We start from the raw sequence: 15312 nt of genomic DNA, 5'->3' as shown, positions 1-15312 counted from the left end.
AAATATATATAAAGGCAGGTAAAATTTCCGAATGATAACCGTATCCAACGTGACGCTTCGTTATGGCAAAAGAGCGCTTTTCGAGGATGTCAACATCAAATTTACGCCAGGCAACTGCTACGGGCTGATCGGCGCCAACGGTGCCGGCAAATCCACGTTTCTAAAAATCATGTCCGGCGAAATCGAGCCGAATACAGGCGAAGTCAGCATCGCTCCGGGTGAAAGAATGGCTGTACTGAAGCAGAACCACTATGAGTTCGACGATTTTGAAGTGCTGAAAACCGTCATTATGGGCCACGCCCGCCTGTACAAAATTATGGAAGAGAAAGACGCTATTTACGCGAAAGCGGACTTCTCGGAAGAAGACGGCATGAGAGCGGCGGAGCTTGAGGGCGAATTTCAGGATCTGGACGGCTGGCAGGCGGAATCCGATGCGGCGGAGCTGTTGATCGGTCTGGGCATCCCTACATCGCTGCACGACGTCAAAATGAAGGACCTGGACGGCAACGAAAAAGTCCGCGTCCTCCTGGCGCAAGCGCTGTTCGGCAACCCGAACATTTTGCTCCTCGACGAGCCTACGAACCATTTGAACTTGGAATCGATCCGCTGGCTGGAGAACTTCCTGGCCAAATTCGAAGGCACCGTCATCGTCGTTTCCCATGACCGCTACTTCCTGAATCAGGTATGTACGCACATTGCCGACATCGATTTCGGAAAAATCCAGATGTACGTCGGCAACTACGACTTCTGGTACGAATCGAGTCAGCTGGCCCTGAAGCTGGCGCGCGACGCGAACAAGAAAACCGAAGAAAAGCGCAAAGAACTGGAAGCTTTTATCGCCCGTTTCAGCGCGAACGCGTCCAAATCGAAGCAGGCGACTTCCCGTAAAAAGCAGCTCGAGAAGCTTACGCTGGAAGATATCAAGCCGTCGAGCCGCAAATATCCGTTCATCCATTTCAAAGCCGAGCGCGAGGCGGGCAAGCAGCTGCTTGCAGTTGAAAGCCTCACGAAAACCGTTGAAGGCGTTAAGGTGCTTAACAACATTTCCTTTACAATCAACAAAGGCGATAAAATCGCTTTCGTCGGACCGGACGGCATTGCCAAGACGACATTGTTTAAAATCATTATGGGCGAGCTGGAAGCGGACGAAGGCTCTTACACTTGGGGCGTAACGACATCGCAAGCTTATTTCCCGAAAGACAGCCAGGACTACTTCAATGTCGATATCAACCTTGTCGATTGGTTGCGCCAATATTCCAAAGATCAGGATGAATCGTTTTTGCGCGGCTTCTTGGGACGCATGCTTTTCTCCGGAGAAGAAGCTTTGAAAAAAGCGAACGTGCTTTCCGGGGGCGAGAAAGTGCGCTGCATGTTCTCGAAAATGATGCTGAGCGGCTCCAACGTGCTCATCCTTGACGAACCGACGAACCATCTCGATCTTGAATCGATCACGGCGCTGAACAACGGGCTTGTCGATTTTGACGGAACCATTTTGTTCGTCTCCCATGACCACCAGTTCATTCAAACGATCGCCAACCGCGTCATGGAAATTACTCCGAACGGACTCATTGATAAAATGATTACGTACGATGAATATTTGGAAAACGACGATGTGAAAAAACAACGGGAAACGCTGTACGCCTAACCTGTTTATCAATTCGGATTAAGAAACGAACAAAGGCGCCCCGATCACGATTTCATCAGGGCGCCTTTGCGTTGCTGCTAACTGCCTCCGGTACGACGGCGTTGGTTGTTTACTTTTTTGGTCATTTGGCTTTTCATTGCCTGACCGTTTCCGGCTACATGCTTGGGATTAGCTTTTTGTGCGGCTTGATCCGCCTTTTTTTGCGCAAGCTTTTGTTTGATCGCGTCAGCTAGGCTGACTTTTTTCGGGCCTGTTTCTCCAGGCTGCTGTTCTTGATCTAGAGGCTTGTCTGACATACGGGAACACCTTCTTTACGTGAATATGCTTTTAGTATAATCGAATCGGGGCAAAGAAGAAAGGAGGTCCGCCGTTTGTTTGATCCGACTGTTTTTGAGAACGTGAAAGTCGTATTGGAAGGCTCCGTCTACGATTTGGATCTGGAGGGAACCCTTATCGTCACCCGCCGCTCCGATCAGATTGACATGTCATCCATGTCGCGCACGTATGCGATCGAATTCGCGATAAGCACGAAGAAGCCGAGCCGCGCGGAAATTAAGCTGCATGCACATCTCAGCGACCTTGCCGCGGAAATTTTGGAAAACCCGTCGGCCGCGCCGGGCTGTACGCTTGAAGTGAGGCTGTACACCGAGGTACGGCAGCCTGATCGCGAATGCCCGCAAATCGCCAAGCAGGTGAGCGGCATATGGGGACATCGCCCGGACATCAGGCAAAAGCTTACCTATGAATTTGGCGCCGATCCGGTCTGGTACGGCAACGAAATCGCTTTATCGTTCGGGCGCAAAATCGACGAAGGGCAAATCGACGATTTTCCTCATCTGATCGGCTGCGCCGTCGAAAGCTTGCTTTGGCTGGACGAACGGGGGATCTAGCATGCAGGAATGGACGCAGCAGCAGCTGCTGGATCACACGAAAGACGGGAACGGCCCCTCATTCGGAGTATTTTTGTACACGCCGTTCTGCGGAACTTGCCAATTGACCGAGCGCATGCTCGGCATCATCCTGACGATGCTGCCCGAGCTGCCTCTTTATAAAAGCAACATTAATTTTTTGCCTCAGCTTGTCCGCGATTGGCGAATCAAAAGCGTTCCATGCATAGTCATGAAAGAGCGCGATAAAGAAATGGAATTTTTGTACAGTATGAAATCAGTGGACGAATTGTATTTAAAGCTGCTGCCGCTAAGCAGGCCAAATAACGAAATAAACGGAGGTCATGAATGATGAGTACAGGATCCTTTCAAGTAGGAGACCGCGTTACCGCAGAGTACAAAACAGGAGGATATTACGGAGAAATCGTGGAACTCACGAATTCAATGAAGGCGGCGGTGCGCATTTTGGCCGTGAAGGAACATCCGGCGCAAGGAGATTTGCATAATCCGATGGATGGCAGCGTAGCTTTTTTTCACCAACGCAGAGCGCTTGCTTTCCAGGAGATCGCCTTGATGCCGATTTCAACGATCAGAGCCTACGCCGGCAACGTCCCGGATTATCAAGATTCACTGAAGAGAGCGCTTATGGCGCAAATGAACAAGCTGACGGATCTGGAAGCATGGGCTAAACGCTCTCTGCAGGAGCTTGAGACGCTCAGTAAGGAATATTTTCCGGAAAAATCCTAAGAAACTTCAAGGTACAGCTTCGTGCCGTCATTATATTTAAAAATAGCAACATCGCCGATGATCTCGATCAATGAGATCATTTTTAATTTTTTGCGAAATTCAAAATTAAGCTCAAGCTCCTTTAACTTGCTGGACAGTTGGCCCATTTGCGATCTTTTTTGCGTGTAATTGAGCACCGGGATCGCTTTATTTTTGAACTTGATAGTTATCGCTTGCATGTTCTTCCCTCCTATTCCGATCACTTTCAACTTAAGGATACACAACAAATGTTAGATATGTTTCATTGAACTATTAGGAAAGTTTTAGCCTTACGCATTTCGGGCTATTTTCAATGTATTCAATGATTTTTGTCCGCATGCTGTTGCGGCGGCAGATGCCCGGATTTATAATAGTGAAGATTGCATTATAAATTGTTGCGGAGGTTGTTAGTCGTATGAGTCAGCAAAGTCCGATTCGCATTGGAGTTATCGGCGCCGGGAATATCGGCAATGTCCATATGGAAGTGTTAAAAAAGATCCCGGAAGCGCAAATCGCTGCGGTAACCGATGTTTATTTGCCGCTGGCGGAAGCAAGAGCGAAAGAGTATCAGATCGAGAACGTATACGAAACATCGGAAAAATTGCTCGCTGACGCATCCATCGATGCGGTCATCATCGCCGTGTCCAACGAATGGCATGCGCCGATTGCCGTGCAGGCTTTGGAAGCGGGCAAACATGTCATGCTCGAAAAGCCGATGGCCATCAACCTCGAATCAGCTCAAAAGATCGTCGAAGCCGAGCGCAAAGCCGGCAAAGTACTGATGATCCCGCACCAGCTCCGCTGGGAATCGTTGTCGATGCAGGTGAAAGAACAGGCGGAAAAAGGCGCCTTGGGGCATATTTATCATGCAAAAGCGGGCTGGGTCCGGCGCAAAGGAATTCCGGGCTGGGGTACATGGTTTACGCAAATGAATAAATCGGGCGGAGGCCCTCTGATCGATCTTGGCGTACATATGCTGGATCTTTCCTTGTATCTCATGGGCAATCCTAAGCCAGTATCCGTATATGGCGCCACCTATTCGGAATTCGGACCGCGCAAAAAAGGTATCGGCTCCTGGGGAACCCCGAACTGGAACGGGACCTACGACGTAGAAGATCTGGCGACTGCCTTGATTAAGCTGGATAACGGGGCGACGCTGTCCCTGGACGTCAGTTGGGCTGCGCTGGTAGATTCGGATGAGCAGCCTTACGTGCAGCTGCTTGGCTCTGAAGGCGGAGCTTCCATCCGCGGCAACACGGGCAAACTGCTGGCCGAGGTATTCGACCGGAAAGCGGATGTCGATCTTGTCATCCCGGATCGCGACGAAGGCTCGCGTGTTCGAATGGCAAAGCATTTTCTGGCCTGCACCCGCGATGGCGCACAGCCGATTACTTCCGTTATGACCGGATATACGAATAACCTGATTTTAGACGCCATTTACCGTTCCTCACAAACAGGAAGAGAAATAGAGCTGAATTGGGACATCTAAGGAACAGGAGCTGCAGGCAGTGAACTGGGAGTTGTTCAGCATCATCGGCACGATCGCTTTTGCGGTGAGCGGAGCGATTGTGGCGATGGAAGAAGAATATGATATATTGGGGGTCTACGTGTTAGGGCTTGTGACGGCATTCGGCGGGGGCGTCGTACGCAACCTGCTCATCGGCAAGCCCGTAACATTGCTTTGGGAACAAGGTTTATACTTCCAGATTGCACTGTTTGCGATGACACTCGTGTTTTTCATGCCGGTACGATACATCCGACTTTGGAAAACATGGGAAGCTTTCTTTGATGCGATCGGCCTGGCGGCCTTTTCGATTCAAGGCGCACTGTACGCGACGAACATGGGCCACCCGTTAAGCGCGATCATCGTCGCCGCGGTATTGACCGGAATCGGCGGGGGCATTATACGCGATGTGCTGGCCGGACGCAAGCCGCTCGTTTTAAAAGATGAAATCTACGCGGTATGGGGCATGCTGGCCGGCGCGATGATCGGATTAGGCTGGGTGCAGGGAACGTGGCAACTGGCCGTACTTTTTGCCATCATCGTGATACTAAGAATGCTTTCCGTTGTTAACAAATGGAAACTCCCCAAAAGATCATTGCGCAACACAATGTCAGGGTAACCGGAAAGCGAACCGAAAGGAGGGACATCCGTCATGCACGATGAATCCTTGCAGCTGAAGACCAAAATCGCCTACGAAATGTTGGAATCCCGCGTCGTCACCGTCAAAGAACTGCAAACCGGCGAGCTCGAAATGTACGAAGTCGCCAAAGATAACGAGACCGGAGAACATTACCTCCATTACGCATACATGCATCGTAATTTGGCCGACACAGGAGTGCCGGAAACGTTCCATCATTTCATGCCTATCGATAGCGATGACGTGCTCGGACTTATTTTCGGCGAGCAGCCCTATGCGTATCCGGATCATTGGCATAAACCGTTTCTGCGCAACGGTCCGGAAGGCTTCTACATCTGGTTCGATCCCTCCTATGGAGAAGACAACCAGACAGACGAAGCAATCGCAGCCGAACTGCTGCTCAAACTCCGGCAATTCCGCGATCTCGGCCATGTCGACCCGGAATCCGTTAGCAAACTGCTGGAAGACCTGGACGACACTCGTAAGAAAAAAGAATAAAAGCAACCTCGTAAAACCTGCGACCGCTTGTCGGTCTGCAGGTTTTTTTATGTTCAGAGTCTTCCCCAAAAACCAGGGGTAAAGGAAGCAAACAACCTCCTAATGTACGCGTGATAAAGGATTAGGAGTGGCCATTCCAAAGGGCGTATCTCGCAGACGACTTCTTATGATCACTATCACTGCGGCTCAGGGAAACCTCATACACTTGTACCCATCCTTACGGTCGGCAACTTCCGTGACATAAATGTAAAAAGGTACCCTCACCGGACCGACACTCGATTCCATGCTCCAGGTTCACGGTTTAAGATTGGGCTTAAGAAAGACATATTACTTACGCTCCAGGACTGGTGTTAAGAAAACCATACTAGCAGAAAGGGATGGCAGCAGTAAGTAACGGGAAGTCGCGGGATTATTAATTGGGAATTAATGGGTGATGGTGAGAGTAGCATTTCGCAGATGACTCTATGTGACCACTATCCCTGCGGCTCAGGGGAAAATCCCATGCACTATTGCCCGTCCTTACTAACAGCAACTTCGGTGACCAATGTAAAAAGGTATCAACCCCCGGATCGACACTCGATTTCATGCTCTAGGTTCATGGTTTCATCAGACCTAATCCGATTTCTTGCTTTTTCTTTACGATCTAGGATCGTATTTTGGGGCATTCTGACTGAAGGGGATAGTGGCAGTTAAGGATAAGGAAATGGGGATACACGTCAGAGAGGGGTGATCAGGTTATCGATCTGTGAATGTTTAAGGAGAAGTTTCTGACCGAAGGGGATAGTGGCAATAAGGGCTGGGAAATGAATATACCACGGACATGGGAGACCTAGGTTTGGGGGGAGTTGTTTTTTATCGTAAGAATTAAGGTTTTGGTCCATATTATTAATGTTCAAAAATTGCCTGAATAGGGGGTTTGAGTTATATGGAGATGGAGTCGTATCAGTTTGCCGATCTGAACAGCAGGGAGGATTTGTTGAAGGATTTACGCGTCCTGGAAGAGCGGATGAAGCGTGAGTTGGAACAAGATATTGCTCTTATTGCGTATGCGCACAACGCCCGGCCGGCAGATAACAAGTAAGGGCAGAAGGGATTTGATTTCATGAGAAATATATGGACGAAAGCACTGCTGCTTGCTGCTTGTTGTGCGCTCTTGTTGGCGGCGTGTTCCCAGGCATCAACAGAAAAGCAGGCCGGATCCGCGAGTAAATATGCAGGGAATTGGGATGCGAGTTTGAAAAATAATGAGAATCCCTCTTTGGGCGCCAAGACGTTGAGCCAGACTTCGCAGCCTGTCAGGAAAGTTCCGACTGTGGACAGCTCCATGGCTCACGACAATGTGCATTTGGCTATGAACCGGGATTTGGCGGATCAGCTGATGAAAACCGCTCACGTAGGTTCAGCCGCTGTTGCGCTTGCCGGCAGTAATATTTATGTGGCGGTTCAACAGGCCGGTCAGGACCTACAACAGACTCCAGGCAGCGAGAATGATCCGGCGGCAGGGGCCGGGCTTTTTGGTTCAGGCAAAGGTGCTCAACTGGACTGGGTTTCTTCAAAGCCGTTGTCGGCCGAGAGTTCGCAAGCGATTAGAAGTGCGCTGCGCCGCGCTTATCCGGAAGCGAATGTTTTTATTTCGACTAATCCGCATTTTGTAACTAGAATGCTGTTTTATGATAGGCAGCAGCGCGAGCGGAAGACGATGGACGGTTATTTGAATGAATTTAATACGATGGTGCAGCATGCATTTCCGGATTATACGACAGGCCAAAAACGTTTGATTCCATAAAAAACGGTTTAATTTTGCAAACATTAGCCATAATAATGGTCGGGCAGTCCGTTCTGCCTACTATATGATTTTCAGGAGGAATTTTGAAACGATGCATCAGATTTTGCAGCAAATCAATCAATGCCAGCAAGTGATTTCCCAGATGATGGCGCAAACCCAGCAAGGCAGCCAATTGTACGAACAATTGCTGCATCAGGAGCAGCAAAATGCGCAGCAGCTCGAGCAATTGGCGCAGCGGGAACATCAAGCGGCTCAGATGATCCAACACGCTTTGCAAGGACACGCGAACGCGATGCAGCAAATGCAGCATTGCATGCAAATATGTGCCCAACTGGAACAAGCTGTTCATATGCAGCAGCAGTCCTATCAACAAAATCAAGCGTTCAACAATGCCGGGATGCAGCAGCAGCGGCACTAGAGTGAGCGGCTTGCCCTCAGCTTAACAAGCTGGGGGTTTTCCATTTGCCGGGGTGGGTGCGGCTTGACAACATTTTCTTCCTGATAAATAGTTATAGGTAGATAGGTCAGGAAAGGATAGGGCAAACAATGTCGACTTTATTCATACCGCAAGAAATGGAAGGACAAATTCGCGCGCAAAAAGAGCGGAATGAAACCGGTCTTACGCAAGAAGACGGAAGTTTGATTGGCAGTCCCGAGTTCGAGTCGCCGCAGGCAGAGGTGCTTTCGGATGCGGTTATCGCTTTATTTTTAGGAAAAAATGTGCTGTTGAAAGGACCTACGGGATCGGGCAAAACGAAACTTGCGGAGCATTTGTCTTTTCTTTTCGGACAACCGCTTCATGCCGTGAACTGTTCGACGGATCTCGATGCGGAAGCGCTCCTTGGTTTTAAAACGCTGACGCATGATGAAAAAGGAACGGCACGCATTGAATTCGTGCCCGGGCCGATTATGAAGTCGATGAGCAAGGGGCATTTTCTTTATATAGATGAAATCAATATGGCAAAGCCCGAGACGCTGCCGTTGATTAACGGTGTTTTGGATCATCGCAGATCGATTACGAATCCTTTTACGGGGGAAGTGGTTACAGCGGGTTCCGGTTTTCGGGTTATTGCTGCGCTTAACGAAGGATATATCGGAACGGTGCCTCTTAATGAGGCTTTGAAAAATCGTTTTGTGACGATTGATGTGCCATATTTGCAAGGGAAGTCGCTGTATCAATTGCTGCGGACGAAGTCGATTCAACAAAATGAGGTTTTACTGAGGTCTTTCGTTCAGCTTTCAGCGGATTTGTTGACTTTGATACAAATGGGGCAGCTTCCGGACGAAGCGGGATCGATCCGCGCTTTGCTGGATGCGTGCGATTTGGCCGCGTACATTCCTCCCGTACGTGCCGTGACCCGCGCCATTGCGGATAAATTGACGGATGAGAGGGAACGTGCTGCCGTAGTCAATGCGGCGGAGACGTTGTTCTAATCCGATGTTTGTAGGAAAACTGAGCTTGTTGGACGATAAAATCGACTCGATGCTGCATATGCAGCTGGCCGATCTGGCCCGGATGTTTACGCGTGTCAAGGAGCTGGAGGTTGAAGCGGCATATCATTCTCATTATGACGAAGCGGCGGCAAAAATGACGGTGAGTCAATTTTGGCGCGATTTTCCTGCGGCCGACCGGGAGGCGGGCATGAAGAGCGACGTCTATTTGCGCGGCATCGGCAGCGCATGGTTTACGGGGGCTTCGGCTGTGGACAACTATTTGGATTTTTGCATGTCTGCGGCTCTGCCCAGGTTGGCAAATCAACTGTTTGCTCTATGCGAAGACATGCGGTTGGAACGGATATGCCGCAGGCTTCGGCCCGGAACTTCGAAAGTATTTGACAGCAGGCATCGTATTTATGCGGCTTTTTTTCAGCATAAGTTGAAAATGCATATGAGCAAGAATGAGCGCGCGGAAGCGCTGGTTTTGCTCATTTATGGCTGGTTTACGGGAGCGGCCTGGGCTTTGCCGGAACAGGCGGACGAACAGGCGGCCGAGACGTACCGGACGCTTCACTCCTGGCTTCTGCCGCTCTACCCGCTGCTGGAAATGGCAGAAGATGCGGAGCATACGGCGGAAGTAGGCTCTTGCTGCGAGTCGATCATGGAGTCGCTGTCTTTTCGGGTGCAGCGGGATGCGCAGGCGCTGTACTTTTGGACACAGGCCGGCAGCGGCGTGGACGAGCCGCTGCCGGCCCGTTATCGCGGCGAGCTGGCGCGAGCAAAGCGGCTCGCCGGTGACGATGCGCTCCCTGCAGAGCCGGGGGAACGGCAGCTTCCGGGCCAGGAGCGGATGCCGACCTGGCACCGCGAGAGCAGTGACCGCAGCCCGGGGCTGCTGCGCTTTGAGCTGGAGCGCGGCACCCGGACGGCCGCGCAAGGAGAGTCGCCGCGCGAAGGCGACGCCGCCGACCAGGCGCTCGCGATCGCGCAGGCGCGTTCGCTGCGCGCGCAGCAGACCGGCGCCGCCGGAGGCGAGCGGCGCCGAAGCGAGGCCGTGCCCGCAGCCGCAGGGCACGGGAAGGTCGTCGCCGGCGTGCGCGCGACGGCGACGTGGCTGGCGCCTGGGCGGCCTACCGCGGAGCAGGAGGCCGCCTACAGGCGCATGAGCGAGCGTGTGGCGCCGCTCGCGAACAAGCTCCGGCGCGCGATACGGCGCACGCTGGAGCAGAAGCGGATCGCCCCGCGCGGCGATCGGCTGTTCGGGCGGCTCGACAAGCGCTTGACGCGAGCCGTGGTCGAGGAGGCGCCGCGCCTCTTCTACAAGAAGCGCGCGCCTGTGCCGCAGCTCGACGCAGCGTTCGCGCTGCTCGTCGACTGCTCGGCGTCCATGTACGACAAAATGGACGAAACGAAGCTCGGGCTCGTGATGTTCCACGAGACCCTGAAGTTTTTGCGAATCCCCCACGAGGTGGTGGGATTCTGGGAGGACGCGGACCGCGTCACGGAGCAGGAAGCGCCCAACCTGTTCCAGGTTGCGGTCGACTTCGGCTCCTCCTGCGCGCCCGGAAGCGGAGCGGCTCTGCTCGCGCTTGAGCCGCAGCAGGACAACCGCGACGGCTTCGCGATCCGCCGCATGGCGGAGCGGCTGCTGCGGCGGCCTGAGCGGCAGCGCGTGCTCCTGGTGTTCTCGGATGGCGAGCCTTCGGCAGCGAATTACAACGATGCGGGCATCCTCGACACCTGCGAGGCCGTTCTGCAAGCGCGCCGCCAGGGGCTGGAAGTGATCAGCGTCTTCCTTGCGAACGGCCAGGTTCATGAGACGCAGCAGTTGACGATGCGCAACATTTACGGGCGCAGCAGCATCGTCGTGCCGAACGTTGGCGAACTGCCGGAGCAGCTTGCCCCCGTTCTGCGCAAACTGCTGCTTAAATCTATCTTTTCATAAACAAATCCTTTACAATAAGACAGGTAAAAATGATCGAAAGTGCAGTCAGGAGGAACTTGATTCATGTACGGAGCACCTTTAACCCCCCGCGCGAAAAAAATGATGCTGCTCGGTTCCGGAGAGCTCGGCAAGGAGGTCGTCATTGAAGCGCAGCGGCTCGGGATCGAAACGATTGCCGTCGACCGGTATGCGAACGCGCCAGCCATGCAAGTCGCGCATCGCAGCCATGTCATCGACATGCTGGATGGCGAGCAGCTGAGAAGCTTGATTGAACAGGAGCGCCCGGATTTGATCGTGCCGGAAATCGAAGCGATTGCCACGCCTGTGCTCGTCGAGCTGGAGAAGGAGGGCTTTCGCGTCATCCCTACCGCAACGGCATCCCGTCTGACGATGGACCGCGAGGGCATTCGCCGTCTGGCGGCGGAAACGCTGCAGCTGCGCACCGCGAAATATGCGTTCGCCGATACGCTTGAAGAGTTGAAAGAAGCTGTGGTGCGCATTGGAACGCCTTGCGTGATCAAGCCGATCATGAGCTCCTCCGGCAAAGGGCAAAGCGTATGCCGGAAGCCGGAAGACGCGGAGCAGTCCTGGAACTATGCGATGGAAGGCGGGCGCGCCAAGAACGGCCGCGTCATCATCGAGGAGTTCATCCATTTTGATTCGGAAATTACGCTGCTCACGGTCCGTTCCGTATCGGGAACGACGTATTGCGAGCCGATCGGGCATATTCAAAAAGACGGCGACTACATAGAATCGTGGCAGCCTCATGCCATGAGCGAAGCGCACATTGCCGAAGCCCGGCATATCGCCAAAACGATTACGGATGCGCTCGGGGGCTACGGTATCTACGGGGTCGAGCTGTTCCTTTCGCAGGACGGCGTCTATTTCAGTGAAGTTTCCCCGCGGCCGCACGATACGGGCATGGTGACGATGGCGACCCAGGATTTGACGGAATTCGCGTTGCATGCGAGAGCTATTCTCGGACTGCCGATAACCGGCATCCGGCTGTTGACGCCGGGAGCGAGCTATACGCTGAAAGCGGACCGGGAGCAAGTGTCCTACACAATCAGCGGGCTGGAGGATGCGCTGTCCGTACCGAACACGCAAGTTCGCGTATTCGGCAAGCCCGAGACGAAAACAGGACGCCGCATGGCGGTCGCGCTCAGCAGCGCCGAGACGGTCGAAGAAGCGAGAAGCCGCGCCAAGCAGGCGGCATCCGCATTGAAGCTGAATTACGAGTAAATTCCGCTTTTCACAAGCATGGCATGGCAAGTTATCATCAGGAGGAAATTGCATTGGAAGCCAAACCAGCCAGATTGTCCCGCACGATTATGACCGAAATTATTTTTCCGGCCGATACGAACTTTCACAATACGATGTTCGGCGGCCGCGTCATGCATTTTATCGACAAGGTGGCAACTATAGCCAGCATGCGCCATTCCCGCCGGTCCGTTGTGACGGCTTCCAGCGACAGCCTGGACTTTTTGGCCCCGGTCAAGCTTGGCGAAGCGATTCAGCTGGAAGCTTTTGTCACCTGGACGCACCGCAGCTCCATGGAAGTGTACGTGAAAGTGGAATCGGAAAATTTGCTGACAGGAGAAAAGAAAACGACGGCAACTTCGTACTTGACATTCGTCGCATTGGATGATCAGGGGCAGCCTTGCCCTGTACCGGCGGTCATCCCGGAAACCGAGGAGGAGAAGAGGCTGTTCGAAACCGCCCACTCCCGCTACGAAGCAAGGAAAAAGCGCAAAGCCGAACGAAATCCGCTGTAAGAAGTTCCGGCCTTCATGAAACTCTCGCTGCCTTAGACCGTATACAATACTAATTTGTATACATTTTAGGTGGAGTAATTTGATGAACGCACACGAAATCGATTATCGGATTTTAGGGAACGAAATGCAGTACGTGGAAATCGAGCTTGATCCGGGGGAAAGCGTCGTTGCGGAAGCCGGCAGCATGATGATGATGGATCAAAACATACAGATGGAAACCATATTTGGCAACGGAAGCAACGATAATAAGGCTTTATGGGCAAGCTGTTCGGTGCAGGCAAGCGTCTTTTAACGGGCGAGAGCATGTTCATGACCATTTTTACGAACCGCAGCTACGATGGCAAAGAGCAGGTCGCCTTTGCGGCGCCGTATCCCGGCAAAATCATGGCTATGGACCTGCGGCAGTTGGACGGCAAGCTGATCTGTCAAAAGGATTCTTTTCTCTGCGCGGCAAAAGGCGTTTCGCTCGGCATCGCGTTCCAACGCAAGCTGGGGGCGGGTTTTTTCGGCGGCGAGGGCTTCATCATGCAAAAGATTGAAGGCGACGGCCTCGCCTTCGTCCATGCCGGCGGCACCATCTGCGAGAGAGTGCTCCGCCACGAGGAGATGATCCGCGTGGATACGGGCTGTCTCGTCGCTATGACGCAAGATGTGGATTACGACATCGAAATGGTGCGAGGCGTGAAAACGGCGCTGTTCGGCGGCGAGGGGCTGTTCTTCGCAACGCTTAGAGGTCCCGGACGCGTTTGGATCCAATCGCTGCCGTTCAGCCGTTTGGCTGATCGCATCGTAGCGGCCTCCGGCCCTTTCGGGCGCAAAGAGGAGGGCAGCGTTCTGGGAGGCTTGGGGAACCTGCTTGACGGTGACGGAAAATAAGACGAGCTTCGGAAAAAGCCGCCTGACTGGCGGCTTTTTGTCATCAAGAGGGAGCTGCGAAAAATATTCCAAAAACAGCATTGACACCTCTTCGGGGTGGTGCTAATATAAATGTAAATTAATCTTAGTAAACACATCGGAATTATTTATTATTATCCACCGGACCTCCGGAGATGATGTCGGTAATTTTGTAAATTCCAGCGGCAGCTGGGCATTTTATTCAAAATTATTTTAATGGCAGCGCGAGAGGGGTTGGCTTGGATAAGAACAGCGTTTACTTTAACACTCCAAAAGCGGTGCAGCGGGCGGAAGGGCGGGGCAGGACAGGACGTTTTTGTTCGGATACCGTTTATCTGACCGGGAAACCCTAGAAGCTGGAGAAGAAGTATCCGCACCGGTTCAACATAACAGATCAACTTGACACGAAGAAAGGAAGTCTTCCCATGGAACATACGATCACGATTCAGAGCGACAATACCGAATTGGCAGCGACGCTGCATTACCCGACCCATACTGCGCAGGGGGCTCCGACAACCGATTGCGAGCGCTGGCCGCTTATTATTATTTGCCACGGTTTCATCGGCAGCCGGATTGGGGTAGATCGATTGTTCGTTAAAGCTGCTCGTGAGTTCAGCGCCAAGGGGTACCTCGTTCTTCGGTTTGATTACGGAGGCTGCGGCGAAAGCACAGGCGATTACGGAGCCGGCGGTCTTGACGTTCTGATCGATCAGACCCGCAGCGTTATCGATTATGCGCTTACGATCGATTGCGTGGATTTAAGCCGGGTTATTCTCGTGGGGCACAGCCTCGGAGGAGCTGCCGCGCTGTTGACCGCAGCCAAAGATCATCGCGTAAAAACGCTCGTGCTGTGGTCTGCCGTCGCACATCCGCACAACGATATCGTAAGAATCGTCGGCAAAAGCGAATATGAAAAACTGCCGCAGGGAGGCTCGATCGATCATCATGGCTATATGCTGACAAGCCGTTTCTTCGAGTCGTTATCCCGGCACCAGCCGTTCGAGCAGCTTCGCAAGTTCAACGGTGACGTGCTCGTCATACATGGCACGGCCGACGAGACGATTCCGGTCGACTACGCCCCGCTTTATCAAAAAATGTTCTGGCTCCGCAAGGAAGGCCAGTGTGACATGGAACTTATTTATCATGCAGATCATACGTACTCGACTGCTTCCGCCACCAAAGAGCTGTTCGAGAAAACAGCGGATTGGCTGTCTTTTGTACAGAAACGCAAAAAAGAATGGAACGATTGGACGATTTAATAGTTGGAGGGATTCATGATGGCCAAACCTTTGGAACTGGATGATATTTGGGTGGACAGAATCAAACAAATGCTTAACGGGATGGAGTACGGCTCTGTACAAATTGTAGTTCACGACGGGAAAATCGCTCAGATTGACCGGACAGAACGCAAAAGATTCGAATCTCAAGCGCAGCAGCTTCAAGCGGTAAAAGCCGTCAAGCAGAGCAAAGCCTGAACGCCTGCCGCCTGCCTGTACACCTGAACCGCGATCCGTCCCGATGACGACTTGCCGCCAGCTC

At 52.6% G+C, this 15312-nt stretch carries 18 protein-coding genes and 1 pseudogene; 17 read left to right on the top strand and 2 right to left on the bottom strand.

Going from position 1 to position 15312, the window contains the following annotated elements:
* Positions 1 to 31 precede the first annotated feature (31 nt).
* Positions 32 to 1645: an ABC-F family ATP-binding cassette domain-containing protein gene (locus tag AC3G2T_RS33155; protein ID WP_488438164.1), complete on the top strand. Its 1614-nt coding sequence runs from the start codon at positions 32 to 34 to the stop codon at positions 1643 to 1645.
* A gap of 77 nt (positions 1646 to 1722) precedes the next feature.
* Here AC3G2T_RS33155 and AC3G2T_RS33150 read toward each other — a convergent pair whose 3' ends face one another.
* Positions 1723 to 1941 carry a hypothetical protein gene (locus tag AC3G2T_RS33150; RefSeq protein WP_488438163.1) on the bottom strand — a complete coding sequence of 73 codons (219 nt, stop codon included), beginning with the start codon at positions 1939 to 1941 and terminating at the stop codon, positions 1723 to 1725.
* Between the two features lie 75 nt (positions 1942 to 2016).
* Between AC3G2T_RS33150 and AC3G2T_RS33145 the strand changes: the two genes are divergently transcribed.
* Genes AC3G2T_RS33145 through kapB form a run of 3 tightly spaced genes read left to right on the top strand, consistent with a single transcriptional unit; the run spans position 2017 to position 3279 of the window.
* Positions 2017 to 2535 (top strand): hypothetical protein, encoded by a 519-nt coding sequence (locus AC3G2T_RS33145; RefSeq protein WP_488438162.1) that lies wholly within the window; start codon positions 2017 to 2019, stop codon positions 2533 to 2535.
* Position 2536: 1 nt separating this feature from the next.
* Positions 2537 to 2884, top strand: coding sequence for a thioredoxin family protein (locus AC3G2T_RS33140; protein WP_474681702.1), 348 nt, complete (start codon positions 2537 to 2539; stop codon positions 2882 to 2884).
* Entirely contained in the window at positions 2884 to 3279 is a 396-nt protein-coding gene (gene kapB, locus AC3G2T_RS33135; protein WP_474681990.1) for a kinase-associated lipoprotein KapB, read from the top strand. The genes AC3G2T_RS33140 and kapB overlap by 1 nt, the downstream gene beginning before the upstream one ends.
* Here kapB and AC3G2T_RS33130 read toward each other — a convergent pair.
* The gene (locus tag AC3G2T_RS33130) at positions 3276 to 3497 is read right to left on the bottom strand and encodes a hypothetical protein (protein ID WP_474681701.1); all 222 of its coding nucleotides are present in this window, start codon (positions 3495 to 3497) and stop codon (positions 3276 to 3278) included. The two genes, kapB and AC3G2T_RS33130, sit on opposite strands and share 4 nt — an antisense overlap.
* Positions 3498 to 3712: 215 nt before the next feature.
* Between AC3G2T_RS33130 and AC3G2T_RS33125 the strand changes: the two genes are divergently transcribed.
* The 13 genes and pseudogenes from AC3G2T_RS33125 to AC3G2T_RS33065 all read left to right on the top strand — a co-directional run bounded on the left by AC3G2T_RS33125 (position 3713) and on the right by AC3G2T_RS33065 (position 15248).
* Positions 3713 to 4786 (top strand): Gfo/Idh/MocA family protein, encoded by a 1074-nt coding sequence (locus AC3G2T_RS33125; RefSeq protein ID WP_474681700.1) that lies wholly within the window; start codon positions 3713 to 3715, stop codon positions 4784 to 4786.
* Positions 4787 to 4805: 19 nt separating this feature from the next.
* Positions 4806 to 5420, top strand: a complete 615-nt coding sequence (locus tag AC3G2T_RS33120; protein WP_474681699.1) for a trimeric intracellular cation channel family protein — start codon at positions 4806 to 4808, stop codon at positions 5418 to 5420.
* Between the two features lie 33 nt (positions 5421 to 5453).
* Entirely contained in the window at positions 5454 to 5936 is a 483-nt protein-coding gene (locus tag AC3G2T_RS33115) for a hypothetical protein (RefSeq protein ID WP_474681698.1), read from the top strand.
* Between the two features lie 925 nt (positions 5937 to 6861).
* Positions 6862 to 7017, top strand: a complete 156-nt coding sequence (locus tag AC3G2T_RS33110; protein ID WP_474681697.1) for a hypothetical protein — start codon at positions 6862 to 6864, stop codon at positions 7015 to 7017.
* Between the two features lie 153 nt (positions 7018 to 7170).
* Positions 7171 to 7722 (top strand): hypothetical protein, encoded by a 552-nt coding sequence (locus AC3G2T_RS33105; RefSeq protein ID WP_488438161.1) that lies wholly within the window; start codon positions 7171 to 7173, stop codon positions 7720 to 7722.
* Between the two features lie 91 nt (positions 7723 to 7813).
* Entirely contained in the window at positions 7814 to 8140 is a 327-nt protein-coding gene (locus AC3G2T_RS33100) for a hypothetical protein (protein ID WP_474681695.1), read from the top strand.
* Positions 8141 to 8268: 128 nt separating this feature from the next.
* Positions 8269 to 9156: an ATP-binding protein gene (locus AC3G2T_RS33095; protein WP_488438160.1), complete on the top strand. Its 888-nt coding sequence runs from the start codon at positions 8269 to 8271 to the stop codon at positions 9154 to 9156.
* A 25-nt stretch (positions 9157 to 9181) separates the two neighbouring features.
* Positions 9182 to 11104, top strand: a complete 1923-nt coding sequence (locus AC3G2T_RS33090; RefSeq protein ID WP_488438159.1) for a nitric oxide reductase activation protein NorD — start codon at positions 9182 to 9184, stop codon at positions 11102 to 11104.
* A gap of 63 nt (positions 11105 to 11167) precedes the next feature.
* Entirely contained in the window at positions 11168 to 12346 is a 1179-nt protein-coding gene (gene purT, locus AC3G2T_RS33085; RefSeq protein WP_474687166.1) for a formate-dependent phosphoribosylglycinamide formyltransferase, read from the top strand.
* Positions 12347 to 12399: 53 nt separating this feature from the next.
* Entirely contained in the window at positions 12400 to 12879 is a 480-nt protein-coding gene (locus tag AC3G2T_RS33080; protein WP_474687165.1) for an acyl-CoA thioesterase, read from the top strand.
* 82 nt (positions 12880 to 12961) lie between these two features.
* Positions 12962 to 13755, top strand: a pseudogene (locus tag AC3G2T_RS33075) (TIGR00266 family protein).
* A gap of 443 nt (positions 13756 to 14198) precedes the next feature.
* Positions 14199 to 15032, top strand: coding sequence for an alpha/beta hydrolase family protein (locus tag AC3G2T_RS33070; RefSeq protein ID WP_488438158.1), 834 nt, complete (start codon positions 14199 to 14201; stop codon positions 15030 to 15032).
* An 18-nt stretch (positions 15033 to 15050) separates the two neighbouring features.
* Positions 15051 to 15248 (top strand): YezD family protein, encoded by a 198-nt coding sequence (locus AC3G2T_RS33065; RefSeq protein WP_474687170.1) that lies wholly within the window; start codon positions 15051 to 15053, stop codon positions 15246 to 15248.
* The last annotated feature ends 64 nt before the right edge of the window (positions 15249 to 15312 follow it).

The sequence above is a fragment of the Paenibacillus sp. sgz302191 genome (genome assembly GCF_057749925.1).
This window is presented reverse-complemented; position numbering and strand designations above follow the sequence as displayed.